This window comes from Bradyrhizobium sp. 191 (assembly GCF_023100985.1).
Taxonomy (GTDB): Bacteria; Pseudomonadota; Alphaproteobacteria; order Rhizobiales; family Xanthobacteraceae; genus Bradyrhizobium; species Bradyrhizobium diversitatis.
In genome coordinates, this window is record NZ_CP064692.1 from 3,162,900 (window position 1) to 3,187,373 (window position 24,474).

Genomic DNA, 24,474 nt, shown 5'->3' on the forward strand with positions numbered 1-24,474 from the left:
TTACCCTTGGATCTCTTTGGCGCTTAGCTGGTGTGGTGCGCGTCTTCGCGCTTGCCGGCGAGCCGCTTCACCGCGGTCACCGCTGCATGCGCAGCGACTGCTGCACCGACGGCTCCGGCCGCCACCATGCCGATCTGGTCGGCGTTCTTCTCGATGCCGAACTGCTTGATGTTGGTGAGACGGTCGTAGAACGAACCCTTGTCCCAGAATCCGTCTTCCGAGCAGCCGATGCAGCCATGGCCCGACTGGATCGGGAAGGAGACGCCGCCATTCCAGCGCACGGTCGAGCAGGCGTTGTAGGTGGTCGGGCCCTTGCAGCCCATCTTGTAGAGACAATAGCCCTTGCGCGCCGCCTCGTCGTCCCACTCCTCGACGAACTGGCCGGCGTCGAAATGCGGCCGCCGGTAGCACTTGTCGTGGATGCGCTGCGAGTAAAACATCTTCGGCCGGCCCTGACGGTCGAGCTCGGGCAATTTGCCGAAAGTGATGATGAAGGTGACGACGCCGGTCATCACTTCGGCGATCGGGGGGCATCCCGGCACCTTGATGATCGGCTTATTGGCGATGACCTTGTCGATGGGCGTCGCCTGCGTCGGATTGGGCTTGGCCGCCTGCACGCAGCCCCACGAGGCGCAAGCGCCCCAGGCGATGATCGCCATCGCATCCTCCGCCATCATCTTCAGCTTCTCGACGAACGGCTTGCCGCCGTCGATGCAGAACATGCCGCCTTCGTTCAGCGGCGGATTGCCTTCCACCGCGAGAATGTATTGCCCTTTGTGCTTGGCGCGGGTCTCTTCGAGGATCGCCTCCGCCTGGTGGCCTGCGGCCGCCATGATGGTGTCGTCATAGTCGAGCGAGATCATCGAGAGCACGGCATCCTTCACCAGCGGGTGCGCGGAACGAATGAAGCTCTCGGAACAGCAGGTGCATTCGAGGCCGTGCATCCAGATCACCGGCACGCGGCGCTTGGTCTCGAGCGCGTTCGCGATGCGGCTCGCCGCCAGCGGCCCGAGGCCCAGACTCGTCGCAGTCAGGCTGCAAAATTTGTGAAAGCTCCGACGCGTGATACCTTGTCGCCTGATCACGCTGTAAAACGTTTCCGTCGCCGCGCCCATGAAAGCCTCCCGCCTCGGCTTTGACTTGTCTATGACGCCAAGGACAGCAAGAAGCAGGCCAAGCACTGGGAGCGTAAGGAAAGTAGAGTGATACCAAATTGTTGCAGATTTGAATTGCTCGAATTGCAGCGCGCGCATGCCCCGACCGATAAAAGTGGAAACAATTCGATTTCAGGCGACAACGAAGTTTCCGCCCCCGCGCGAGAGACCACTCAATGCGCGGTGCACACCATCCAGGGATCGAACGAGCGCACGACGTGCTGGATGGCGACCGAGCGTGCGCCGGCGTCGCGGACATCGGTGCCGATCAGCGCCTGCTCCAGCGGGCCGCCGACATCCGCCGGTTGGAAGGCCACACCATGCGGCCATTTCCCGGCGAAGATACCCATGGGTTCGAGCAGCCGCGCTCGCGCCCGCAAGACATCGCGTGCCGCAGTGCCGCGCGTCGCTGCGAAACGGTCCCGTGTCTCCTCATGCCAGGCGTGCGCGGCACAGGCCTCGCGAGCGAAGTCCGGCATGAACAAGATGTAGAAGTGCGTGAGATGATCAGCGGCATTCTCCGCCGCTGCGCGAGATTGGTGGCGAGCATCCCGTTCGGCGCGACCTCGGCCGCCATCGCATCGCGAAGAGCGGCAGCCGCGGCGACCGACTGCGAGACCGAGCAGATGCCGCAGATCCGCGGCGCCAGCGCCAGCGCCAGCGCCTCGAGGCGCGGACGCCCCTCCAGGATCTGCTCGAAGCCGCGATACAGCGGCGCCGTCACCTCCGCGCGCATGACCCGCCCACTCTCGACATCGAGGCCAACTTCGAGATCGCCCTCGACGCGTTGAGTGGACCGATCCTGATGCGCGTCATGGCGTGTGCTTGGCCGTCGGGCGGCCGGGCGGCACGACCACGTGGTCCGCGGTCGCATTCAGCCGCACCCGCCGCGGCGTCGCCGACTTCGACAGGGCCGCGAGCGCCACGAACCAGGTCTTGGGCATGTCGGTCGGAAGTCCGACGGGAATGCCGGCAAGCTTTGCGGATGTCTCTCTCCACAGTGAAACGCGAAGCGACTTGCTCCGGCGCGACCTCCCTCGGTACATCTGGCGCGTACACGCGATGTTGGAAAGACAACCAATCTTCGACTTGCTTTTTGACGCGACAGATCATCTTCAAGGGAGCCACATGACCTTGCTGGCTTATCGGCCCGATATGTGCAGTTTTCGCCTCGCTGGCGAGCACACCTGAATTCCAACAGCGCAAAGCGACGGCGACTCCGAACAGACACGTGGACAAACGTTGGAATGGCTCATCGACCACCTGGATGAATTCCAAGCAGCGGCGGCCGCCGGCGCGACTCGTTTCCGGTTCGCACGCCACGCCCGTGCTGCCGCCCGCAAGCCCTGCCCCGACGCCTCAGTGAGGGAACAGAGCGCGGCGGCTATGCTCTACACACGAGAGGCGGCGAGCCGTTTTCGAGCGGACGCTAACGAATAAACAGGCAAAGGGGCGGCACCTTAAGCTCATAAGAAGTTGGAACGCGGCCCTGGGCCTCAGCGGGATCAATGCCTAGATCTTGTGATCTGCGGCAGCCGCTTCATCGGCAAGGTCCTCGCGAACCGACGCATCTATGTCGCCACCGGGCAGTGTCTAGCGCACCCTCAACGCGCCCCTGGCCCGCACATACCGCCGGCGGCTTGGCCCAGAGTATAGTATGCACAGACGTGACTTGCCCCATCAGTAGAGACCGTTCGGGCCTCGGCTGATCCGAACTCCCTCTTCAATCGCGGGACACACCAACTGCACGTCCGGCTCGAACACGAAGCCGCGTAGCACAGGCGTCACTTCAGCTTGATCTGGACGTCACCACGGCAGAATGCCTTCGGCAATGCCGAAGCCGCACGACTTTCCGGTCGCGTCAATGTCGAGATCGCCCAGCAATGATCAGAACAAAAATTTAGCTGTCTGTGAAGCTCCACTGTCACATTCAACGGGTCCTAGTCATTGTATTTGTTTTGGGCACAGCTGAGCCACTGACTGCCACCTCAAAACGAAACATCGTTATCAAACGTTTTGATGGACCATCAGGAGGCTGGGACATGCTGGGCCCTCATCGTTAGATTCTAAGTTTTCAGGATTTTGCGCCATGTCATATCCACCCCCTCAAACCAAGCTGCATGCTGTGCTGAGAGGTGCTCTGGAGGATGCTGTCCGGATGGTGCCTGAAGCAAAGCGGACGTCTTCATTGAAGGCTTGCCTTGCCGAGAAGGTTCTAGCTCTGGCCGCGCGGGGTGAGAGCAATCCAACGATCCTAACTCGTCTCGCAGTGCTGACAGTGCAGAAATCCTGTCATGGCTGTTACGGATGTGAAAGGTGGTAGTCGCACAGGGGAGCCCGCGAAGCGCGAATTGATTAATTTGAACTGGAAGGTCGGGCTTTCTGGCGTCACAGTAGCACGGTTGGCGATACGCTTTTCGCTGACGTGATGGAGATTCGTTCACTATGTCATGGCGTCCGCATGACCCAATAGCGGCCACCCACGCCGAGGCCAAACTTATCGCATACAAAATAAGACAGAACTTCCTTCGATCTGTAAACCGCCACTGCCTCGTTTCGGGAATGTCGTTTTCGCGACACACGAGCGTGCATTGAAACACGACCGCGTCGGAATCGAACACAACACACATTTGCCGAATACCGGAATGCACATGCAGGGAGGACCAGGCTCTGATGACGGAAACGATTGCCTTGATCACGCAGGCGAATACTACCCAGGAACCTAAGTACTGTTCGCTCGAAACGTCGGCTGGTTCTGTGACGTGATATCCGCGAAGATCCGCAGCATCCCGCGCAATGGCGCTCGCGTCGGTGTAAATGGGCTGCGTCGCAGAGATGGACCCGCGAGGGCCATCGCCGCAATCCTTCAGTCGAGCTCCGCTGGGATCGCTCCAACCGCGCGCGGATTGTCATCACCACTAAAGCTGTGATGCCGTGCGACATCCGCATCGAAGGACTAGCCTTGCATCTCACGTCGCGTCAGGTCGTAGAAACTTACGAGAGACGGCGCTTCACCGCGGATGCCATACCCACTTTGCGCCTAAATGCCAGGACTGGAGGTAGTGAACTGCAATCAAAGCAAGAGCGAAGACAAAGTGGCGGGCTGGAAAGCCCTCGCTCTCGGCCTCCAGACGATGATCCATATTGGTGATTGGAACAGATCGAAAGCGCGCGGGCGCTGAGATTTATCAAGCGGCAGAATTACAAGACGTTGCAGACGTTTGGCGGAGCGGCATTCGAGCGGGAGCGGGACGCGCTGGCCTCGATTTACGATCGATCAGACAGTATATATTAGCCGGCGTGGCGGCTATCTCTACAATCTATGGAAGGACGCCAACAATCCAGGCGGCCTCTGGCGACGAACCACTCTGGAAGAATTTCGAACGCCGCGTTGTGGGAAGTTCTGCTCGACATCGACCAGCTCGCTATCAGCGAGGGTGAAGACTGGCTTCTGATGCGACGGCCTCGCTGCCCGGGGCTCATGGACGCACGATGCTGAGCCTCTCGCGGCGCGGCAGCGATGCTGTCACCTTACATCGACGCGAAAGCGTTTGCTCGCGATAGCTTCGTGTTGCCGGAAGCCAAGCGCGACACTGAATGGATTGATCCCGATACGCTGGTGCTGTCGAGCTCTTATGGGCGGGATATGGCGACGACATCTGGCTATGCGCGCACGGTGCGGCTGTGGCGGCGCGGCAAGGGGGCAGATCAAGCTCCGGTGATCTTTGACATTGCAGCCGATCATGGCAGCGCCCACTGCAATGTCGACCATACCGTTGCGCCGGCGCGGATGTGGTTCGTCGATCAGGTCAGCGCGCGTCCGGGGGGCATTGCTCTACCGAGCTACACCACCATCGGGGACACGACCTTGCGCCATATCGCGGACAACGTGATTTGGTCACGCGAGATCGGGATATACCCCGCGCTGTCGCGATTGCTTGTATTGCGGTTGTGGCTCACCAAGCGTCCCACGTTGTTGAGGTTAACGCATTTGTCTTCAGCGCATATAGGTCACAGGTTCAGGCAGATGTTGACGAGCACCTCAATGCGAGCGCTTTCGCATCGACACGCAAGACCGATCCGCTGCATTCATCTTCTTTTCTGCTTCAGCGCGTCGTGCAAAGCTCCTGGTCAGGAGTCCGGCCGATCGCGCACTCAATGCGTTCGCGCATAGCTGGATCGATATCTTTGGCACCGAGCAACTTTGGCGCCGGCGTCTCCTGCATTTGAAGAGCTGGTTTATCCCAGCTAGCGCAACTGCAGAGCCCCAGAGTGGCGAAGAGAGCCGAGCACGAAAGCAGACAAAATGAACCCAAGCGCCACCGCGCTGCCTTCCGACGTGAATTCATGCGGTCCTTCTTAGATTGACTGCTGCGACTGTGAATCGGCTGCAAGGAGCGTGTTGCGGAGTTGCTCGGACGGGGCGTTGTCGTCCTTTGCAGCTGCGAGTGTAATGGATCCAACAGGCTGGATTGTGAAGTCCGAGGCAAGGTCCTGATAGGATAGAACAGCAAGATCGATCCCATTACGGGTGAGAAAGCCGCGGACAAAGCGTCGTATATCCATCGAAGCAAGGATAACGGGCTTGATCTGCCCCCGAACTACGTTCGAATGGATCTGACGCATTTTTGAGAGCAGCGCCTCGCTTTGCTCGTCGCTCAAAACCAGGTAGGGTCCTTTGGCAGTCTCTCGAACCGCGCTGCGCACGATATCCTCGGTTTGACGTTCGATGATAAAGACGGGCACGACGCGGTGTGCGTTGGCATACCGGTGGCAAATTTGCCGTCTCAGACCGGAGCGAACATGTTCCGTGAGCAAGACGACGTTTTGTTCACGTCCGCTCCATTCGGCCAATGCTTCCAAGACCAGTCGTGTGTTCCGGATCGGAATACCCTCCTCCAGGAGACGCCGCAAGACGTCGGCTACTTTAGGGATCGGCGTCGTACGCAATACCTCCTTGACCAGATCGGAATATTCCGTCTCCATGCGGGCCAGCAACTGGCGCGTCTCCTGGATACCCACCAAGCACTGTGCATAGCGGGTCAACGCCGAATGGACGCGCAAGGCCAGGATTTCAATGGGACGGCGGTGCCCGATGCCGGCTGCTTTGAGAGCCGGTGCATTGCTCTGTTCAATCCAGATTTGATCCGTCTCCCGGTCATGCCGAAACGGGATGCCACTCAATTCAATGTTGGCCGGATCGTCGTGCAGTAGGAGCTGCGTTGGATCAATTAACTCCTGCTCGACGGGCACGCCCTCGACATCCACCCTGTACTGCAAGTCTGGCAAGCGCTCGTCGACCTCGATGGGGATGCGCGGAATTGTGATGCCGAGATCAGACGAGATCAGTCCCGAAACGCGTGCAATGTGCTGTTGCAATTCTTCTTTGTCGATCGCCCGTGTCAGACTTGACGCAAGGAACAACGCGACGGGAAGCGCCTCCGCAGGCACGATTTCCTTGTTAGACTGTGTGGGAGCCGGGCGAGAGATATCAGCGCTTTTCTTGCCGCTTTGGGTCCCACCGTCGGCAAAGCTCGCTGCCGCAAAGACTGCAGCCAAGACGAGAAAGACAGGGAGCGGAAAACCCGGAATAGCCCCCATTACAACGAGGACGCAGGCAGACAGCCGCAATGCGTGCGAGTTTGCTGTGAGCTGGTTAACGATGTCGGTCCCAAGATTGAGCCTTACAACCCCATTTACACGAGTGATGATTGTCGCAGCTGTAATCGAGAGCAGCAGCGAGGGAATTTGTGAGATTAACGCATCACCTATGGTCAGCAGGGTATATTGATGCAGCGCCGCCTCGAAAGACATGCCCTTGGAGAGCAGGCCGATGGTGATCCCGCCCAGCATGTTGACGCAGATAACCACCAATCCTGCGATGGCGTCGCCCTTCACGAATTTCATGGCGCCATCCATAGCCCCGTAAAGCTGGCTTTCTTTCTCCAATGTAGCGCGCCGGCTGCGGGCTTCGTTCTGATCGATATGGCCATTGCGCAATTCCGCATCGATTCCCATCTGCTTGCCTGGCAGAGCATCGAGCGTGAACCGCGCCGCCACCTCGGCCACGCGTTCAGCCCCCTTGGCCACGACGATGAACTGCACCATGGTCACGACTAAAAATATGACAATGCCGACGACGATATTTCCCGATATGACGAAATCACCGAACGTGCGAATGATGCTGCCCGCGTCCCCCTCAGCCAAGATCAGCCGCGTCGTTGAGACGGTGAGCGCCAGACGGAATACCGTGGAAATCAGAATGACGCCTGGCAAGGACGAGAAATCAAGTGGAGTGCTAATATAGAGAGCGACCATCAGCAGCAATATGGCGAAGCCCAGATTGAAGCCGACGAGCGTATCGATCGCCACTATCGGGATCGGCATGATCATCATGCCGACCGTCAGAAGCAGCATCAACGCGACCATCAAATCGGAGCTGGCCGACGCGCGCGCAATGATCTTACGCAGGACGCTGGTCATGGGGACCTTCCGATCGTTGATTGATCAGGCCAGTGCTGTCACGCAACGAGACATAGCGCTGGAAAGCGGCGAGCGCCTCGTCTATGAGGCCGGCCCGCCGCAGGGCGTGGCTACGCAACAGCATCAAAGAGATACGCGCCGAGGGTTCGTCATCAAGTGTGTTCAGTCTATCTAGGACCTGCAACGCCTCACCTCCGAGGCCTTCCAAGATGAGGGCATAGGCGAGAATCCGTAATAGATCGACATCTCGCGAGTGGTTGCCGACGATGAGTCGCAAGAGAGCCACGCATTCTGCGCTCTGCCCACATGCAAGGTGAAGATAGGAAAGTGTACAGAGCAAATCGCGCTCCTGCCCGGAACTCAGTGAGACGTTATCGGATTCGGAAATGTTGGTCGTCCGTTGCGCTCCATCGGAGTTGAACATTGTTAGGCTTCGATCAAGCTATTCCGATTCTGGCGGAGCAGCGCTAGCCAGTGCAGTCCCTGCCGTAGGACGACGATACCGTCCCCCGCCATCGAATCCGCAGGCTCGGCCGCCAGCTTATGGACGAGACGTTCCAGAACAATGCTATACTGCTCTGCCCGCAGCATGTCCGGATGACGAAGGCTTGGAGTGACGAAGGAGAGTAGATCGTGCGCGATATCGCGCCCGTAGAGCGATGCCACCCCAGCGGGTTGCTCGATCTCATAAATGCGAGTGCGCATCTCGTTGAGACTGACACGCCCGACTGCATCAATATCTTTGGCCTCCGATGCGGCTTCGATCGCTACATCCAGCGGCATATAACGCGTGTTCAGCTCGCCCCAGATCGACGCCAGCTCCTTCTCGCCATTTGCACGAGCACCGTCCGCCTCACCTTTATTGGGTTGGATGGTCGGCCCTATCACTGGTTGATGATGGTGCTCGCTGAGTCTCTGCGAAGCAGTGCCAGGCCCGACATCGTAGCGGGACACCTTTGACATGACGATCTCCTTATCCTTCCTTCGGGCCCGGAAAGCCTAATACGGAACGGCAACAACGCGGCCATTGCGGCTTAGCAGCACACGCCCATCCTCGATTCGAGTGACCGACCATCCGTCGGCCAAGAGAGCGCCGACGAAATACTTCTGCCCACCGACAAGCAGATAGGGCTGGGGTCCGCGCGAAACAGCTTCGATCGCGATTGAGGATGGCTGCTTTTCCTCCTTGACCATCACTCCGTTCACCAGTGTCACCGCACCGGATGTACGACCATCGAACCATTGCAGGAGCTCCTGCCATTTCGCAACGGTTGCAGGCGTGACTTTTCCCTCAGCGCTAACAAAACCCGGCCCCGAACCAACCCTGATATCGAGCAGGCCCGCCTTATCAATTTCCTGTTTCAGGACTTCGGCTGCAGCCTGAGCTCGCCGATCGTCAGGCCGGTTCATGCCCAGCTTGGGTACCGGCTCTGCCGCAGGAGGCGCAATGCCGGTCGGTGCACTTCCGCTGGCTTTGAAGAAAATGGTCCAGAGACTGCCTACACCAAGAAAGCTGAGGAGCACGAGGGCGAGAGCTGAGATCCAACCGCGCGAGAGGCTGATCGACCGAGCCTCAACTGCATTCTGCATCGACCAGCGAATAGACATGGCGCCCGCACGAATGACGGCGGGAAGAAAAAGAACAACACGCTCACCTGCGGCAATATCCCCTTCGCCCTCTGGGGTGCTTACGGCCGCAAGAGCCTCAAGCTCGATTGAATTGCCAACGAGGGTGATACGTAGGTGATGCGGCTCAAGCCCTTGTTCGACGAAAACCATATCCGCGTCCAGGCCGCTACCGATAAGGCTCGTTCCGACAGCCGCCTTCCCGCTTAGCCCGGCATAAGATCCCGACAGTACCTCGAAATGTAATGAGGCGGCCTCATTCACGGACAATTCTCCGAACTATGAGGAGCACGGCAGGGCGATTAGTCGCACGACTCATTCCTAGGCCGCACCACTCACATCACCCCGATGAGGGGAAAGGCGGGGCGAGGATTCGCCCCGCCTTTCACCGTTATCCGTTGACGCGCTCGCTGGCCACCTTCCTCTCACTCGAGAGCTCGGTCGACAGTGAACGCAACCGGATGTCCTGCACCATGGCTTGCAGGCTAACGGCCTTCAACTCCGCGATTAGCCCCTCGAACGTAGCCGCCCCACCAACCTTCTCAAGTGCAGTTCCAGCGCCTGATGCGGCGGTAGACGCCGTGGAACTGCCACCGGAACCCGTGGACTTATTATCAGCCTTGCTATCATTCTGGTCGTGGCCAACACTACCATTAGAAGAGTTAGTAGCGCTTGTTTTCGTCATATCGCTTCACCTTCTGCTTGAATCTGCCGCCACGAATGGCGACACTCCACTGACGTCGGCGAATCCGGCGTCAGGTATCTTCTTCTGTTTCAGCCATAGCTTCGTGAATATTTTCCATGTTTCGAGTCATCTCTCGCATCGCGAGATTGGCAAAAACCGAACCGAAAGCCGATTCGAAGTTTTGACGATCCGCTTCAGACAGCGAGCTGCCACTGTCAGAATTGGTATGAATTACGCTTTCGATTGCGCCGGCCATCTGGTGCCTCTCACTTCAGTCGGTCAGAAAGGTGGTATCACCACCGAGCGATCCACGTTGCTTACGCTACTGGGATTAGCTGTCGGGAAGCTGACGAGTCGAAAGACGGATGCAGCAACAACCTCAATATCAGTCAGCATCAACGGCCAGGTGAGAGCGCGCAATCGCAGGTGCATGCCGGGACTGCCACCGCGCGAGTGTCTACGGCGATCTGATCTCTACATTATGTCGACGAACGCCAGATAGCGGGCTGGTCCAGCGGAGCTCATCACATTCCTGGATCGGACGCTCAATGGTGTGATGGCGAGGCGGAGGCAAAACCGCGCGCAGTTGGAAATGCTACCGCGGGAATCGGTGGTGATGTTGTTTCGTGGCTCCACACAGCGATCGTCACTCGGGACTGACGACCGCAGGCGCCTGCTTTCCGAAAGCGTCAGAGCAGCGTCGTGCCTGCGCATGCTCTGAGCCGGAGATGAGTTTCATGAGCGCGATGACGCCTCTCCCGGATGTTAAGACGACCGACATTGGCTCGTCCTGCTCCGTCTAAAAGTCGTCAGCTTCTCGAAAGCTCGCCCCCTTAACATGAAAGCCTCGATCTTACGACGCCGATGCCAAGTATTTACCGCAATGGAATGGAAATGAACCTAATGCAGCTCAACAGCGTTTCGCTGCCCGCCAGTGCAGATCCAGCTCAGTTCGGGCTTGTTCCGGGGGCTTCGTCAGCCTTGGGATCATCCGCGCAGACCGCCGGCCAGATTCGGCAAGGCGAGCCTTCGATCTTCGAGGCAATGGTGTCCATCTACTCGCGGGAAGAGAAATCCGACGTTCCCTCCACGCCACCGGATCTGCTGCAATCAGAGCGACAGATCCCGCAGGATTCGCTGGACCAGTTGTCAGCGCACGCGAAGGCGGCGATCGAGGCGCTGATGAAAGATCCGGTTTTTTCTTCCTCGGTCGATTCCTCCTTGGTCGATTCCTCCTCGGTCGACTCCCCTAGTGCAGACGCATCGTCGACGGCTGCTCCATCGCCTGACGTACCGAGCACTCCGGTGCCAAGCTCTAGGATCACGTGGAACGGCGGCACGCTGACCAATGCCGAGTTGCAGATCGTGGCAGTGCTGAACCGGCACAAGGACCAATGCCCACTCAGCTGGGACTCGCTGGCAGCCAAGGCCAGCGATCCGTCGACGCCCCCGGATCTGAAGGAGGCGATCGACGGATTGCGACGCGATCCAGAGCTCTTCTATGCGATTGGCTCCCAAGGGGACGGCCGCTGCGGCGGCAAGATCAAGGCCAAGGATCTGTCAGAGTTTTCCGCCAGCCATTCGCAGGTTGCTACATTCCAGGAGCAGCAAGCGCATAGCTACGAGCAGAACTATATTCCATCCGACGGCACCTCGAATGGACAAGCATCGGTCATGACCTTGAATGATGCATTGCGCGAGCTTTACAAGTATTCTGACTACCTGCCCAAGAATTTGAGCCTGGACGATTTCAAGCGGATCGTCGACGGCAAAGCCGACGTCGGTAAGTGTCCGCCTCAGCTGATCGCGGCGGCTCAACACTTCCTCGAGCACCCGGACGCCTGGAAGCAGTTGTGCGGTGGTGCGACTGATAAAATCCACAAGGAAGACTTCTTGCAAGTCGCCTCGTCGTCGATGAATTCCACGCAAAGCGAGCTGAACACGCTCGACACGATCAACAAGAATCAGAATGCCTTCTTCGGGGACGGCGACCTGACACGACACAAGTTGGCGAGTATGGTGGAGGACAAGACTCTCGACCCGAAGATACGAGAAGCGGCATCGCAGCTGCTCTCGGACCCGCTCTTGTTCCGTTTGCTAAATAATTCGATTACGGGCTACAAGACCCATCAGGAGTTCTTCGACTTAGGCGGCGGGCATACGGTCGACTCCGGTAATATCAGCAACAACGACTTTACGCACTTCTATAGCAACATGTCACCTGCGAACCATACCGTTCAGCAGATCAAGACCCATGTCCCCAAGACCGCCGCTGAACAAAATGCAGTCACAGACATGATGATGGGGGTATCCGACCAACCCGATGTCGCGTCTCCGAAGAAGAATGGTGGGGTCCTCATGCATGCGGTCGACGACGTAGCCAAGGTGGGCTCGAAGGTGCTCGACTGGGAGGCCACGGCAGTAGGCCTGCTCGGCGTCATTCCGGGACTGGGCGAATTGGCCGATGGCATATCGATGGTGCTCGAGTTCGAGTCCCAAGCAGCGAACCTTCTGCATACGGCCATTAGCGGGGGTAATATGAAACAGGCGCTGGAAGAGGTTGGCCTTAATCTTGCGGCGCAGGCCATTAGCTTTGTAGCTGGGCCCGAGGTCAAATTCGCGCTGCGCGAGGGCCTCGCAAAGGAGATGCTCGAACAGACCGCGCAGTTCGGCCTCGATACGGCGATCTCGAAAGTGCAATCCTATGCCGAGGACCATTTGGACGACCTGAAGGCACGCCTTACCGAGCCCGTGCAGGCCGCAGGCGTTCCGAGTCAGGTCGCTACGCCGCCGTCGTCTCAGAAGGTGGCCTGAAAGGCCAGTTGCGGGTAAGGTGCGGATTCGTATCTACCTTTTCAGGGACGGAGGCTTGCAACGCCTGCGCCGCCCGACAGCACGGCGTCGAGAAACTCGGTATGTGCCAGGTCGTCAGGGCGAAGCCGCCACTTGGCAAACGGCGGCGGAAGAACGCGCGCTGCACTCGAGGCGTACCCCAAGTACCTGGCGCCACTCTTCTGAGAAGCCGGCTCCGCAAATTTGAACAGGTCGATAATTGGAGTTTCTGCCTGAAAGCGGCGATGATCGCCACGAACAGCTGAGATTGAACAGATGACCGCGCAGGAGCCACAGCCCGGCTTTCAAGGCGAAGGTGGCGCTTGCGGCCGTCAAGGGCGACCGGACGATAGCCCAATTGGCCGAGCACTTCGACGTCCACCCCGTCCGGTGACGGCCTGGAAAGCTCAGCTTGAGGGCCGGGCTTCTGACGTGTTCGGCACGGGGAGCTCCGCGAGCGGTTGCGCCCGCGGTCGATGTGAAGTCACTAAATGCCAAGAGCGGGGAGTTGACGCTGGAGAATGATTCATAAGAAACGGCAGCACCGACTTGCGGCTCCAAGGCTTGGAGAACAAAGCCCAATGCCTTGGCACGCCCATGCAAATTGTTGACCACTCGTGTTGGATAACGCGTCTCGTAGTACGAGGCCCTTGGATCGACATAGTCCGTCCGTATCGCAAAGCGTTGTAGAACAGAACTGCGATCTTGCGGGCGGTCACTGCCTTGGCCTCGCCAATGCGCGATGAAAGTCGCCTGTAAAAGGCGCCGAGCGCGGTGTCTGTATGACCCGCGGTCACGGCAGCGAGGCGCAGAAGTTCCGCGGCCGGATCGGCGCGTTCGGGATGAGAGCATTTTGCCGCCGGAGACCTTGTTGTTCGGCGCCAGTCCCAGCCAGGAGGTAAAATGCTTTGCACTTGGCCAAAGGGGAGAGGTCGTCGCCGCATTCAGCGATCAGCTTCAGCGAGAGGTAAGGACCGAGGCCCTCGAGCGTGGTGATGTCCTTTCCGACCAACCCGAACAGCGCCACGCGGACGTTCGTAAGCTAGAGCGTTCGCCTGATCGGATCGATTCCGACGCGCCTTCAACACGGCTTCGATCGGGGGCGTCGCAGACAGATGCTTTCTCGTGGTAGGCGTCCTAAAGCGCAAGTGCCTGCTCGAGCGCAAACAGACGCTCGGCGCGATAGCTTCCGGTGAGCGCCTTCACGATCGTCTCCGCACTAGCGTGGCAACTGTAATGGCGCAAGCACGCCAGCGCCTCAGGATCGCGCTCGCCGGCAAGGATCGCGCGGATGAGGCGCAGCCGGTGGCGCCGGTGATGTCGGCGAGACGTGGTGGAGTTGAAGACTCATCTCCGTCAAAGTCTTGTGCATATGCTTGATGTGCGAGGCCGCGTACTCAACCAGACGCTTGCGCTTGCGCACGTAGGATCGCAGCTCCGCAATCTGTCCTTTGGGCGGAAAGCTGGCCCGCAACAGTCCAAACGAACGGAGCCGCTGCAGCCACTGCGCATCGGTGACATCGGGCTGCCGTGAGCATCGGCACCACTTCTGTCTCAAAACATATCGGTCAACCGGTCCGGCCGGCGACGGCCGCGCCCACCCTTCTTCTGCGATGGGAGGCGGGGTCGTTCTCGGTCCGATACGCGGTTGACGGACTAAACGACGCCTTGGCGGCGGCCACTGGCGGGCTATCGATCTGACGGTACTTCGTGTAGAGCCTTCTGTCGTTGCCGCCCGTGATGCAAGAAGTTTCTGACCCGTTTGGCGTGTGGACGATGCGGTCTTCTGTCAGGCCTTCCTTTACGGCGTCCTCAGAAGCCGCTGGCCTGTATGGTGATCCGCGGATCAAGTCCAATTCTCATTTCCGAGCACCTCGGCTCCAACTGGTTTTCCTGATCCAGATCTGTTCGATCGTTCTGCCCATTAGGATCGTCGCCTTCTCACATCCTTCACCAACGTCAGGCTATTTCGCGCTGCATTCGTCATGATGCCGTCACTGCCTGCGCTGGGTTCCGATAACCCACCTTCCGTGTGGCCATGGCCCAAATCGTCCGAGCCATCTTGGTCGCGAAGGCGATCGCCACGAGCATGCGCGGCTTCCGCGAGAGCGCTTCGGCGAGCACAAGAGCTGCGTTTGCGCTCAGGTAATCTACCACTTCGCCGGCGGCCAGACCGTCGTCCGCCAATGATCCCAGCAGAGCTGGCTCGAGACCGGAAGACGAGCCGCGGGCATGGTAGTCGATGGCTCAGCTCCGGCTGCCTGTCTTCCCGACTCGGCTTCGGAAGGCCGGAGCTTCCATGAGTTCGAGCACGGCGCGCCCCTTTCTACGCCAACCGCCGTTCAGGCGCTCGTCGAACGGCAGTGCCACGTAGTAGGTGACGTCATCCGGAGTCACTCTCGCGATCGCGTTGCGCGCCACGCGCCACCCGAATATCCGGTCGACACTGCGTGCAGTTCGCTGCCTCGGACTGGGAGTGCCACCAGGTCGAGCAAGCCATCCAGCGCACGAGACGCTCGGGCGGCGGTGGAAGTCGCTTCCCTCGCGGCGAGCTCGACGCCTCGGCGGGTCCGAGTGCTCCGCATCATGTTCCCCTTGCGACGTGCCGCTTGCACCAGTCCAGCACCTCCTCGCCTCGTGCTGGCTGGATAACGTGGAAGCCTGCATCGCGCAACGCCTCGACGATACGCAGTCGAGCTGCCCAAAGGCCTGGTCGGATTTTCCCTTTATGCGCTGCGTCAGCTTACGGACAGCTAAGCTGTCTATCAAGCGGGTAAGGTCTAACGACCTGAAACAATGCAAGATGTATGATCCAGGTGCAGTCGTCATGTACGGTCGAGTTAACAATTGGCCCGATACTCCGGCCGAAGAAAGATATCATCGGGCAGCCAACGCTGAGGAAGCGGGTGCCGAAAGCCAGGGCTTCGCCGATGCGTTCGCTAGAACGCGATTGCAGGAGTCTGCTGGCAGCTCACCTTCGCAACCGAGTTATTCCCTCGTTCGAAAACCTCCTGTGGTCGAGATCGATAGAGCTACCTTCAGGACAGAAGTGAGGACCTTTCATGGCGACGCAATCAACCGCATCGCCAACAATCCACACGAGTACTCGGAATTTGTATCCGCAAGAGCTAAGCGCACAGCAGAGGTCGCTAAGGAATACGGTATCAGAAGAGATTCAGAAGACGCCCGATATTACAGCTACCAATTAGGAAATGTGAGCGTCGGCCTCCAAAGAACGGAAGCCGGATTCAACATGACTGAGTTCGAAAGCGATAAGTGGCGAGAACAATTCCCTGGACGAAGTGAAGTCACCTCAATTGTGGATTTTCAGGTTGCTCATCCGCTTGTCGCGAACGCCGGCGATATTCTGCTCGAACATCAACTTCGGCAAGACGGCGAACGACCATTGGTAAACTGGCGTCCTGCTAATGCAGAAGCGAAGGCCCGCGCAGAGACAATGGGCTTCGTTGAAGTGGATGAGGACGACATGGTACTTGACCCCACTCAGTCCGCGCAGTGGACAAAAAACAGCCTTGGTGAATGGCAGCGCGCAACTAAATCTCAGCTTTATCTCTCCAAGGTCGATAGTGATACTGAGGTTGCAGCAGATTCCGAAGAGGATGGTGACTTTATGTAATGCGAGATCCGCAGGCATTCATGTTTGGGCAGGCGGTGGAGCAAGGAGCGCAGGCAAACCGACAGCTGCGGCAAAGGTCAAGCCGAGCGAAACCGACAATTCGATCCGCGAGGTGCTTTGTAACAACGGCACCAATGTTCACCATCAGGCCGGTCCGAGGTGGTTTCGCCGTTTGATGCGCCAATCTGAGGGAGATAGGGTGTCTCGGCCATTTCGGTCGAAGACACCAAATCAGGAGAGATGTCGAGCGAATTTGAGCCACAGCAATCCATGCGCTCTGATCCTGGCGCTAAGCTCTGCGCCGCTGCCGCCGACCTTAAGGACGGACGTGTTGACCGGCGCGATGTGCCCGTCCTGAATCGGCTTTATGCCAGACGCGATCTCGGCAAGCTTGTGTGCGGCGGCTTCGGAGCCAAGCTAGCTTGATCGGCGGCCAATCTCATCAGGCTCGGACTGACTCGCTGCCGCCAAGCATCGTGGAATCGTCGCCGCTAAGAAGGCGGTTTGAGCGCCTGCGACCGGACACCTGCTTGCCAGAGGATGATCAGGATTGATGTCAGCAAATCCCTCGGCCAGGCGAGCACGCGGCGGCGGTTGCGGCCGCGGCGGTGAGGATGACGTTGATGGCGTCGCCCTCACGCCCCTTGGGATGGCAGCGGGCGAGCTGGCCGTCGCTCTTCATGTGGCCAATGATGGGCTCGATGGCTGAACGGCGCCGGAGCTCGCGCTCGATGACGCCGAAGACGCCCCGTTTCTGCTCGGAGATGAAGACGCGGCGCGGTCTATCGGTGTTGTGGCCGCGATAGCCCTTGCCGACATAGGCGCGCTCGATCGCGCAGCCGGTTGGCATTTCCGTCGCCTCGATGATGGTGCCGAGCGAGTGCCCGTCATAGCGATTGCCGGGCAGTCCGCGAGCGTGCAGTACGTGCGGATTCCGATTTATTCCGGCCGGGTATTCCGATTTGAAGCCGGCCGGGTTTTTGGAAGTCGGCGTTTTCGTTTGGGTCAGTCCCTCAGGCATCAAGTCCCTCGTTGAGTCAACGAGGGGAAGCGGATGCCGGCCAAGAGAGAACTGACCATGCGACAGATACGACAGATGCTGCGGCTTGCCCGTGATGGGGTGAGCGCCCGGGAGATCGGGCGCACGCTCGGCGTGGCGCGCAGCACCATCCAGGACAATCTCAAGCGTGCCTCGACTGCCGGGCTGGCGTGGCCTTTGGCGGGCGATCTGACCGACGCCGTTCTTGAACAACGTCTGTTTGCCCATGCCGGCGTCAGGCGCGGCTTCCGCCGGCGAGCTGAGCCGGATTGGGCCTCGCTGCCCTGTGAGCTGAAGCGGCCTGGCGTCAATCTGATGGTGCTGTGGGAGGAGTACCGGGCGGTGCATCCGGAAGGTTATGGCTGCAGCCGGTTCTGCGATTTATTCCGGGAATTCGAGCGGCGGCTGTCTCCGACGATGCGGCAGGACCATCCGGCCGGCGACAAGGTCTTTGTCGATTACTCCGGCAAGAAGATCATGATCGTTGATCGCGAAACCGGGGTTGTGCGCGACGCGGAGATCTTCGTCGCCGTGCTTGGCGCCTCGAATTACACCTACGCCGAGGCGACATGGACGCAGAAACTGGCGGACTGGATCGAGGCCCATGTCCGGATGTTCCGGTTCTTTAGCGGGGTGCCCCGCCTCGTCGTCCCTGACAATCTGAAGTCCGGCGTGCACCGGGCGTCGTTCTACGACCCTGAAATCAATCGCAGCTACGGGATGATGGCGTCCCATTACGGCGTTGGCATCCTTCCGGCACGGCCAAGAAAGCCCCGGGATAAGGCAAAAGTGGAAGCCGGAGTGCGTTTTGCCCAGACCTATACTGGTCCTTGTCGGTCGCGGACCAATCGATGCTGAAGCCGGCGCGCCGCGCGAGTTCCGCATGGATCAGCATGATCGTGCGCCCATTGCCGTCGAGAAACGGATGACCGTAGGCGAGATAGCCCATCACCTCGCCGGGCTTCTCGGCCATGAAAGCCTTGTCCTGTCCTTTTTCGAGCGCATAGCCCACGGCGCGGCGGATGTCTTTGGGGTGTGCGAAGAGCACCAAACCCTTGTTGACGAAAATCGTCGAAGCGTTCGTAAGACGATCTTCGCCGGCCCAAGGAAAGACAGCCTCGAACAGTGTCTTGTGAGTCTGTAGCACATCGGCGTAGGTCAGGGATGAGCGTGCTTCAAGTTGCGCAAGTCCCGCATCGACACCGGTCAGAAAGGAATTGTGCTGAAGGCGCTGGACCACCGCTAGGTCCTTGGTCTTTGCGACGTTGCGCAAATAGCCGCGCGTCTCAAAGTCCCCGAAAGGATCGAAGGTCACGAACGATTTTCGCGCAAATAGCGGGCCTGAAGTCGGACGGCCTGGACGCGATCCAGAATGCCGGCACGCTGCAGGGCCACGATCGTATTCTCGATCGGGTCAAAGTGAATGTCATCGCCGGAAAGGCGCTTGACGTGGTGCGCGAAGAGGTCGTTGGCGGACACAACGACAGCGACATTGTTGGCGCTCGCGAGCCTCTGGATCACGTTGGCGGTGTAGCGGGCTTTGATCGTGGCACGTCGCGCGGACATAGATTCTCCTCTCCTCCAATATAATACAAGAAGGACTGAAAATCCATTAAGTGAAGGCCCGCACACGTCCCTAGCCAGGTCACAACACACTGAAACAATACATATTTTTGACCACCGGCGGACGGATTTTGGTCTTATCCGCCTCAGTTCGAATGGCTCGATGGCCACGACCTACGGAGCGGCCGTGCAGGTTCAACGAGCGCCATCAGATGACACCGAACGAAATGAGCCTCCGCTGGGACGGCAACCGCGCCGCGGGAGCCGTCGCTCGCCCTTGGACCGCGGTTGAGAAACACAAGCTCAAAGGGCTGATCGAGCAAGGATTGTCGGCAAGCAAGATCGCGCGAACGCTCAGACGGCCACTGAGCTCGATCACGGTGATGGCAATTGGGCTCGGCTTGCCGCTCAAATAGCGAGTACTGCGAATCCGCGGCAGGGGCCTTGGCCGTGATCAGTGCTTCCGCGAAGCCGCCACTCTTGACCGCGCTGCCGTCTATTGCACGGCCTCGACAGCAGGCCACACCGTTCCCATTCCGGTAGAAACCCGAATCTCGGAGCGCCCCGCGCCGCACTTTTCAACGCGAACCTGCACGGCGATCCGCTCGATCATGGCGGCGACATGAGTGATGACGCCAACTTTTCGTCCTCGCCCCTGCAAGGTTTCCAATGCATCCACTGCCAACTCGAGCGTGTCGGCGTCAAGCGATCCGAAGCCTTCGTCGATGAACAGCGTATCGACAAAGGACGATCGGCCCTCGAGGCCTGATAGAGCTAACGCAAGCGCCAACGAGACCAGAAATCGCTCGCCGCCGGAAAGACTCCGCGTCCCGCGCGCCTCATCGTCCATGTCGCGGTCGATGATATAGAGTGCGAGATCTGACACCTTGCCCGGCGCGAGCCTGTAGCGGGGGCTCAGTGCATTGAGATGATCATTCGCGAGTTGCACCATGTGATCGAGTGTGACGCCCTGTACGAAGCGACGAAAGCGATCGCCATTGGCTGAGCCGATGGCGTCATCGACCGCCTGCCAAATGGCAAGTTCCGCCTGTGCGGTTTCTATCTCCGCCGATAGGCTTTGCAGCTATGCGGCGTGCGTCATCGTCGCGCGCGAGCGATACGTAAAGTGTGCCGGTTCGTTGATGCAGATCGCCGATTTCCGTTGTCAGGGTTGCAACGGCGGCAGTCGATACCTCCGCATCAGTTGTCTCGTCGAACCCTTCCAGCGATCTCTCAAGGTCTTCCCGACGCATCAGGACGGCGGCGTCCGCATCGTTTACGGTTCGGTCGATCTCTTGAATTCGTCTCCGTAGCGCTCTGCACACCGCTGGGTCGGCGGCAATCAGCGTGAACACCTGACCCGGCGACCGGGCGATATCCTGACAGGCCATATCGAAGGCCCCTTCGGCTGACGCGCGGCGATTCTTCGCGGCCTCCAATCCCGGGGTAGCCTCGTCACAGCGAGCACTGGCCGACTGGAACGCCCCGGCAGCAGCGGATTTCGCCTCCCGCGCCTTGGCGAGGGTTTCGCGAGCCGTTCGACGAGCTTCGTTGATCCGGGTCCGGTGACTGGCAGTCGCCTCACCGCCAAGAAGTTCAGCTCGGGCGGTCGCCTTCTCTTCCACGACCAGTCGACGTTCATTGAGTTCGGCCGCGCTCTCCGTCATATGCGACCGTGCGTGCTCAAGCGAGACGGCCGCCGCCGCGCAGTCCGGCGCCAACCGTTGCAGCGTCATCTCGAGCTCACCAGCCCGCTCACGCAGTGCACCTTACTCTTGCGCAGCCGCTGAAAGTCTGTCGGCGCAGCCCACCGGGTCGGCGTCAAGCAGCTCGATGGCTAGATCGGCTGCAACGAGGAATGGCGATATCTCGCCATCGATGGTAGCGAGGCTCTCTGCGAGCGCCGCTTCCCGGATTGTGGATTCTGTGGCTTTCAGTTGTCCAGCATGAAGTTCAGAACGTCGTTGGTCGACGCTTCGAATTGTCGACTGGATGGACCGAACGAGTGCGTCATGCTCCCTCTGCAAACCGTCGCTCTCGGCCCGAAGGCGCTGGGCGTCTGCGAGCGGATCAGCAATCGAGATCCGTTCCGCCTTCGCGGCCGAGGCGAGCGCCGCCAATTCGCTCGTGGCTTGACTATCGAGCGCGCGAGGCACACTCCCCTTCACTCTCGCCTTGGAGCAAAGATCGCTCACCATTGGCCTTAGTTCGATGTAAGCGCTCTCGGCTGCCGAAACCTGACCGCGCGCGATATCAATCACGCGGTTCGCCTCTGCCCGGCGCCCTTCTGTAGCGGCAAGTGCGCGTGAGACGCTGGCCTACCCGTAGCGAACGCGGGCATGACAGATCTCCTTGATCTTCTGTTCGAGGGCAGCCTGGCCGGAGCGACGGGACTTGTAATGGTAGGTCGACCTGTCAAACTCCAACACCGCACAGGCTCTGCGGATCGAGACCTGCCATTCGTTGCGGACTTCGTCGACCAGCTTGCGCTTCCGGCCAGACCTCATAGCTTTCGGCGGATCACGTCCTGCAGCATCTCCTTGTCGAGCGACAGGTCCACTTGCCGTTCTCCTCCTCGAGCTGCTTCAAGCACAGCATCTCCGTCGGCAGCAGTCCGTCATACTTCTTCTTCCAGTTGAAGTAGGTCGCCTGGCTGATCCCGGCCTTGCGGCTGACCGACATCTAACTTGGAGCCGCAATCGAGCCAACAATTATGGGTAATTGAAAGATCGGCTTAGCGCTTACACCGGAACTGCGCTTCGGGAGCGCTGGAGGAGCATGAGGCTGGCGTTTCGGTTACCGATCTGTGCCGCAGCGGGGTCCACTTCAAATGTCGTACTACAAATGCAATACGAAATTGGTTCAAGTGTTGCTCCTGAATGTTAGCATTGGCAGTCGTATAGCGATGGAGTCTGATCAATGAATAGCGATCGCGAGCAAGCGCCTGACCGTTCAGTCCACGATGTGGCAGTTGGTCCATACGAAAAGAACATGAGCGCATGTGAGCAAATGTTGGCCCTTCGCCCGATCGGATAGTCCATCAGCGAAGCATACAGTCGCGCGCGAGCAGAGTTGAGGGCATCCAGCAAGCGCCAAGGCTCCACCTTGGCACGATGAGTGTCGTTGGCGTGTCTTAGGCTAACAGCATAGAAAAGCTGGATCGTCGGGTTGATAATTGAAAATTCTGCACCGCACCGTCACATGTGGTTCAACATCTTCTTCGGTCAAAGGAGCAGCCATGGCTACCGTGAAAGTTGATATCAATAACTTCCAGTCGGAAGTTCTGGAATCCGCAGCACCCGTCGTCGTCGATTTCTGGGCCGAATGGTGCGATCCCTGCAAGATGATTGCTCCGAGCCTCGAGGAAATCTCCGTCGAGATGGAAGGCAAGATCAAGGTCGCCAAGCTCATCATCGATGAAAACCCGGAACTCGCCGCCCAATTGGGCGTGCGCTCCATCCCGGCGCTCGCGATCTTCAAGGGCGGCGAAGTGGTCGATTTCTCGGTCGGCGCCAAACCGAAGACAGCTCTTTTGAATTGGATTTCGAACGCTGCCTGATCGATATCGCTCAATCTGTACCGCAATGAAAAAACCGTAGATTCGCCCCGTAAAGCGGTAGGGTTCATAGTGATTTATGGGCGTTTTGTACGGGGCTCAGCCCTTTGAGCTTCAGCCTGATGAGGTCGTTGGTTTGTAATAGCGGATATAGTCCTCCCCCTCTTTCGGACTTGCGATGCTGTCGGAGCGATCGAGTGGCGAAGAAGCTTTTCATTGCGGCGTTGTCGAGGCAGTTGCCCTTGCGTGAATGCTGCGGCTTTCAAGCATGCCGTTGCAGGCTCGCGTGACCGCACTCAAACCAATGATGCCTGTTGTCGACAGGCTTTAGGCGATGCGTTTTGCTGGATCGGAGAGGGAATATGGGCCGCACCGGAGAGTTAGTCGGACAAGCAGGGCGTCCTGATAACGAAGGAGGCCCGCACCGCATCTTCGACGCAATGTCGGACCAGCAGAAGACGCGCGAAGCGACGCTTGCCATCGCCGGCGCGGTGGTTGCCTGCGACGGCAATCTCGACGGATTTTCGGATTCACAGTTGGCCGATTTGGTGAACGGCTTCAGCAGATGGCCGGACCAGCAGGAGACGCGTGAAGCGACGGTCGCCATCGCCGGCGCGGTGGTTGCCTGCGACGGCAATCTCGACGGATTTTCGGATTCACAGTTGGCCGATTTGGTGAACGGCTTCAGCAGATGGCCGGACGAGCAGAAGACGCGTGAAGCGACGGTCGCCATCGCCGGCGCGGTGGTTGCCCGCGACGGCAATCTCGACGGATTTTCGGATTCACAGTTGGCCGATTTGGTGAACGGCTTCAGCAGATGGCCGGACCAGCAGAAGACGCGTGAAGCGACGGTCGCCATCGCCGGCGCGGTGGTTGCCCGCGACGGCAATCTCGACGGATTCTCGGATCAAGAATTGGCCAATCTGGTGAACGGTTTCGGCAAGTGGCCGGAAGAAGAAAAAGCACGCAATGCGATCGTTGCCATCGCCGGCGAGCTCGGTTCCAAGGGCCGACGCTTCAGCACTTTCAGCACGCCTGCGCTAGGGTCTGTTTGGATTCATCTTGAGTTTGTCACGGCGGCGGTCAGATTGATCATTGCTTCGAAGCTCAAATCGGTTTTGTCGGCGCGCATGGCGATCCGCTTGAATTCCTTGAGCTTGCAGAAGAAATTTTCGATCAGATGCCGCCATTTGTACATTTCCTTGTCGATGGCGAGAGGCTTGGCGCGACGTGGGTGCTGGGAAATGACCACCTTGGCGCCGCGCTTGTCGAGGTCGGCGATGATGGCATTGCTGTCGAACGCCTTGTCTGCGATCAGCGCATCGAAGGCCAGCCCTTCGATAAGCGGCGAGACGCCGACCGTGTCGAAGCGCTGGCCGGGCAGCAGCACGAAACGCACGAGATTACCGAGCGCGTCGGTAAGTGCCAGGATTTTGGTGGTCATACCGCCTTTCGAGCGGCCGATGGCTTGGTTTTGCGTCCCCCTTTTGCGCCCTGTCCGTGGCGGTGGACTTTGACGATGGTGGCATCGACCATGACGTATTCCATGTCCGGCTCGTCCGAGACCGCATCGAACAGACGCTTCCAGACACCTGCCTTCGCCCAGTCGCGGAAACGCGTGTATACGGTTATCCAGTTGCCGAAGGCGCGCGGCAGATCGCGCCATGGGCTGCCTGTCCGGGCGATCCACAAGACTGCTTCGACAAATAGCCGGTTGTTCTTGCCGCTCCGGCCGGGATCAGCCGGCTTGCCAAGACAATGTGGTTCCATCTTCGCCCATTGGGCGTCAGTCAAAACGAATCGGTTCATCCCAAGCTTGAATCACAGCCAAGCCCAAATGAGAATCCTGAATCCAAACAGGCCCTAGTCAGGATCGCCAACGGTCTGTCGCGGGGTATC

At 59.1% G+C, this 24,474-nt stretch carries 17 protein-coding genes and 9 pseudogenes; 5 read left to right on the forward strand and 21 right to left on the reverse strand.

What is annotated here, in order from left to right:
• Positions 1-23: 23 nt before the first annotated feature.
• From IVB23_RS14555 to IVB23_RS14565, 3 genes and pseudogenes are all read right to left on the reverse strand, one after another.
• Positions 24-1,115 carry a hydrogenase small subunit gene (locus IVB23_RS14555; RefSeq protein WP_247803991.1) on the reverse strand — a complete coding sequence of 364 codons (1,092 nt, stop codon included), beginning with the start codon at positions 1,113-1,115 and terminating at the stop codon, positions 24-26.
• Positions 1,116-1,456: 341 nt separating this feature from the next.
• Positions 1,457-1,970: pseudogene (locus IVB23_RS14560) on the reverse strand (nickel-dependent hydrogenase large subunit); the annotation flags it as partial.
• Positions 1,967-2,140, reverse strand: a pseudogene (locus IVB23_RS14565) (HupU protein); the annotation flags it as partial. The pseudogenes IVB23_RS14565 and IVB23_RS14560, both read right to left, overlap by 4 nt.
• Positions 2,141-4,674: 2,534 nt before the next feature.
• On the opposite strand from IVB23_RS14565, the gene IVB23_RS14570 reads away from it, so the two are divergent.
• A complete protein-coding gene (locus IVB23_RS14570) occupies positions 4,675-5,328 on the forward strand; it encodes a hypothetical protein (protein ID WP_247803992.1) in 654 nt (217 codons plus the stop codon).
• Positions 5,329-5,513: 185 nt separating this feature from the next.
• Here IVB23_RS14570 and sctV read toward each other — a convergent pair whose 3' ends face one another.
• The 5 genes from sctV to IVB23_RS14595 all read right to left on the reverse strand — a co-directional run bounded on the left by sctV (position 5,514) and on the right by IVB23_RS14595 (position 10,204).
• Positions 5,514-7,637: a type III secretion system export apparatus subunit SctV gene (gene sctV, locus IVB23_RS14575; RefSeq protein WP_247803993.1), complete on the reverse strand. Its 2,124-nt coding sequence runs from the start codon at positions 7,635-7,637 to the stop codon at positions 5,514-5,516.
• Positions 7,618-8,061, reverse strand: a complete 444-nt coding sequence (locus tag IVB23_RS14580; protein WP_247323775.1) for a histidine kinase — start codon at positions 8,059-8,061, stop codon at positions 7,618-7,620. The genes sctV and IVB23_RS14580 overlap by 20 nt, the downstream gene beginning before the upstream one ends.
• Before the next feature lie 2 nt (positions 8,062-8,063).
• Positions 8,064-8,600, reverse strand: coding sequence for a hypothetical protein (locus IVB23_RS14585; protein WP_247803994.1), 537 nt, complete (start codon positions 8,598-8,600; stop codon positions 8,064-8,066).
• 36 nt (positions 8,601-8,636) lie between these two features.
• The gene (locus tag IVB23_RS14590) at positions 8,637-9,527 is read right to left on the reverse strand and encodes an FHA domain-containing protein (RefSeq protein ID WP_247803995.1); all 891 of its coding nucleotides are present in this window, start codon (positions 9,525-9,527) and stop codon (positions 8,637-8,639) included.
• Between the two features lie 491 nt (positions 9,528-10,018).
• Entirely contained in the window at positions 10,019-10,204 is a 186-nt protein-coding gene (locus IVB23_RS14595; protein WP_247323782.1) for a hypothetical protein, read from the reverse strand.
• Positions 10,205-10,851: 647 nt separating this feature from the next.
• Between IVB23_RS14595 and IVB23_RS14600 the strand changes: the two genes are divergently transcribed.
• On the forward strand, positions 10,852-12,762 hold the full coding sequence (locus IVB23_RS14600) for an HrpF/NolX family T3SS translocon protein (protein WP_247803996.1): 1,911 nt from the start codon (positions 10,852-10,854) through the stop codon (positions 12,760-12,762).
• An 885-nt stretch (positions 12,763-13,647) separates the two neighbouring features.
• Here IVB23_RS14600 and IVB23_RS39455 read toward each other — a convergent pair.
• From IVB23_RS39455 to IVB23_RS14615, 3 pseudogenes are all read right to left on the reverse strand, one after another.
• Positions 13,648-13,728: pseudogene (locus IVB23_RS39455) on the reverse strand (hypothetical protein); the annotation flags it as partial.
• Positions 13,729-14,303: 575 nt separating this feature from the next.
• Positions 14,304-14,558, reverse strand: a pseudogene (locus IVB23_RS14610) (hypothetical protein); the annotation flags it as partial.
• Positions 14,559-14,763: 205 nt separating this feature from the next.
• A pseudogene (locus IVB23_RS14615) lies at positions 14,764-14,901 on the reverse strand (IS110 family transposase); the annotation flags it as partial.
• A gap of 532 nt (positions 14,902-15,433) precedes the next feature.
• On the opposite strand from IVB23_RS14615, the gene IVB23_RS14620 reads away from it, so the two are divergent.
• The gene (locus IVB23_RS14620) at positions 15,434-16,417 is read left to right on the forward strand and encodes an Effector protein NopP (protein WP_276578591.1); all 984 of its coding nucleotides are present in this window, start codon (positions 15,434-15,436) and stop codon (positions 16,415-16,417) included.
• 491 nt (positions 16,418-16,908) lie between these two features.
• On the opposite strand, the pseudogene IVB23_RS14625 reads toward IVB23_RS14620, so the two are convergent.
• A pseudogene (locus IVB23_RS14625) lies at positions 16,909-17,342 on the reverse strand (IS5/IS1182 family transposase); the annotation flags it as partial.
• A 129-nt stretch (positions 17,343-17,471) separates the two neighbouring features.
• Between IVB23_RS14625 and istA the strand changes: the two are divergent.
• Positions 17,472-18,314, forward strand: coding sequence for an IS21 family transposase (istA, locus tag IVB23_RS14630; protein ID WP_247803997.1), 843 nt, complete (start codon positions 17,472-17,474; stop codon positions 18,312-18,314).
• Positions 18,315-18,399: 85 nt separating this feature from the next.
• Here the strand turns inward: istA and IVB23_RS39460 are convergent.
• The 6 genes and pseudogenes from IVB23_RS39460 to IVB23_RS14660 all read right to left on the reverse strand — a co-directional run.
• Positions 18,400-18,771 (reverse strand): annotated as a pseudogene (locus IVB23_RS39460) (cell filamentation protein Fic); the annotation flags it as partial.
• Positions 18,768-19,022, reverse strand: a complete 255-nt coding sequence (locus IVB23_RS14640; protein WP_247323796.1) for a hypothetical protein — start codon at positions 19,020-19,022, stop codon at positions 18,768-18,770. The pseudogene IVB23_RS39460 and the gene IVB23_RS14640, both read right to left, overlap by 4 nt.
• A gap of 493 nt (positions 19,023-19,515) precedes the next feature.
• Entirely contained in the window at positions 19,516-19,971 is a 456-nt protein-coding gene (locus IVB23_RS14645) for an SbcC/MukB-like Walker B domain-containing protein (protein ID WP_247323797.1), read from the reverse strand.
• Positions 19,972-20,035: 64 nt separating this feature from the next.
• Positions 20,036-20,755: a hypothetical protein gene (locus IVB23_RS14650; protein ID WP_247803998.1), complete on the reverse strand. Its 720-nt coding sequence runs from the start codon at positions 20,753-20,755 to the stop codon at positions 20,036-20,038.
• Positions 20,756-20,788: 33 nt separating this feature from the next.
• A complete protein-coding gene (locus IVB23_RS14655; protein WP_247803999.1) occupies positions 20,789-21,280 on the reverse strand; it encodes a hypothetical protein in 492 nt (163 codons plus the stop codon).
• A gap of 60 nt (positions 21,281-21,340) precedes the next feature.
• Positions 21,341-21,695: pseudogene (locus IVB23_RS14660) on the reverse strand (transposase); the annotation flags it as partial.
• A gap of 562 nt (positions 21,696-22,257) precedes the next feature.
• Here IVB23_RS14660 and trxA point away from each other — a divergent pair.
• Positions 22,258-22,578, forward strand: a complete 321-nt coding sequence (trxA, locus tag IVB23_RS14665) for a thioredoxin (RefSeq protein ID WP_247323804.1) — start codon at positions 22,258-22,260, stop codon at positions 22,576-22,578.
• Positions 22,579-22,642: 64 nt separating this feature from the next.
• Here trxA and IVB23_RS14670 read toward each other — a convergent pair.
• From IVB23_RS14670 to IVB23_RS14680, 3 genes and pseudogenes are all read right to left on the reverse strand, one after another.
• Positions 22,643-22,825, reverse strand: a pseudogene (locus IVB23_RS14670) (IS3 family transposase); the annotation flags it as partial.
• A 12-nt stretch (positions 22,826-22,837) separates the two neighbouring features.
• On the reverse strand, positions 22,838-23,434 hold the full coding sequence (locus IVB23_RS14675) for a hypothetical protein (RefSeq protein ID WP_247804000.1): 597 nt from the start codon (positions 23,432-23,434) through the stop codon (positions 22,838-22,840).
• Between the two features lie 198 nt (positions 23,435-23,632).
• Positions 23,633-24,384 (reverse strand): IS5 family transposase gene (locus tag IVB23_RS14680; protein WP_247800519.1). Its coding sequence is split into 2 segments (ribosomal slippage): positions 23,633-24,054 and positions 24,054-24,384, totalling 753 coding nucleotides; the frame shifts between segments, so codons are not numbered across the junction.
• Positions 24,385-24,474: the final 90 nt, after the last annotated feature.

What these genes read in the sequence shown, in the direction of transcription:
- IVB23_RS14555 (WP_247803991.1), bottom strand. Translation starts at nt 1,115, where the DNA reads ATGGGCGCGGCGACGGAAACGTTTTACAGCGTGATCAGGCGACAAGGT.
- IVB23_RS14570 (WP_247803992.1), top strand. Translation starts at nt 4,675, where the DNA reads ATGCTGTCACCTTACATCGACGCGAAAGCGTTTGCTCGCGATAGCTTC.
- sctV (WP_247803993.1), bottom strand. Translation starts at nt 7,637, where the DNA reads ATGACCAGCGTCCTGCGTAAGATCATTGCGCGCGCGTCGGCCAGCTCC.
- IVB23_RS14580 (WP_247323775.1), bottom strand. Translation starts at nt 8,061, where the DNA reads ATGTTCAACTCCGATGGAGCGCAACGGACGACCAACATTTCCGAATCC.
- IVB23_RS14585 (WP_247803994.1), bottom strand. Translation starts at nt 8,600, where the DNA reads ATGTCAAAGGTGTCCCGCTACGATGTCGGGCCTGGCACTGCTTCGCAG.
- IVB23_RS14595 (WP_247323782.1), bottom strand. Translation starts at nt 10,204, where the DNA reads ATGGCCGGCGCAATCGAAAGCGTAATTCATACCAATTCTGACAGTGGC.
- IVB23_RS14600 (WP_247803996.1), top strand. Translation starts at nt 10,852, where the DNA reads ATGCAGCTCAACAGCGTTTCGCTGCCCGCCAGTGCAGATCCAGCTCAG.
- istA (WP_247803997.1), top strand. Translation starts at nt 17,472, where the DNA reads ATGCCGGCCAAGAGAGAACTGACCATGCGACAGATACGACAGATGCTG.
- IVB23_RS14640 (WP_247323796.1), bottom strand. Translation starts at nt 19,022, where the DNA reads ATGTCCGCGCGACGTGCCACGATCAAAGCCCGCTACACCGCCAACGTG.
- IVB23_RS14645 (WP_247323797.1), bottom strand. Translation starts at nt 19,971, where the DNA reads ATGGTGCAACTCGCGAATGATCATCTCAATGCACTGAGCCCCCGCTAC.
- IVB23_RS14650 (WP_247803998.1), bottom strand. Translation starts at nt 20,755, where the DNA reads ATGACGCTGCAACGGTTGGCGCCGGACTGCGCGGCGGCGGCCGTCTCG.
- trxA (WP_247323804.1), top strand. Translation starts at nt 22,258, where the DNA reads ATGGCTACCGTGAAAGTTGATATCAATAACTTCCAGTCGGAAGTTCTG.
- IVB23_RS14675 (WP_247804000.1), bottom strand. Translation starts at nt 23,434, where the DNA reads ATGGCGACCGTCGCTTCACGCGTCTTCTGCTGGTCCGGCCATCTGCTG.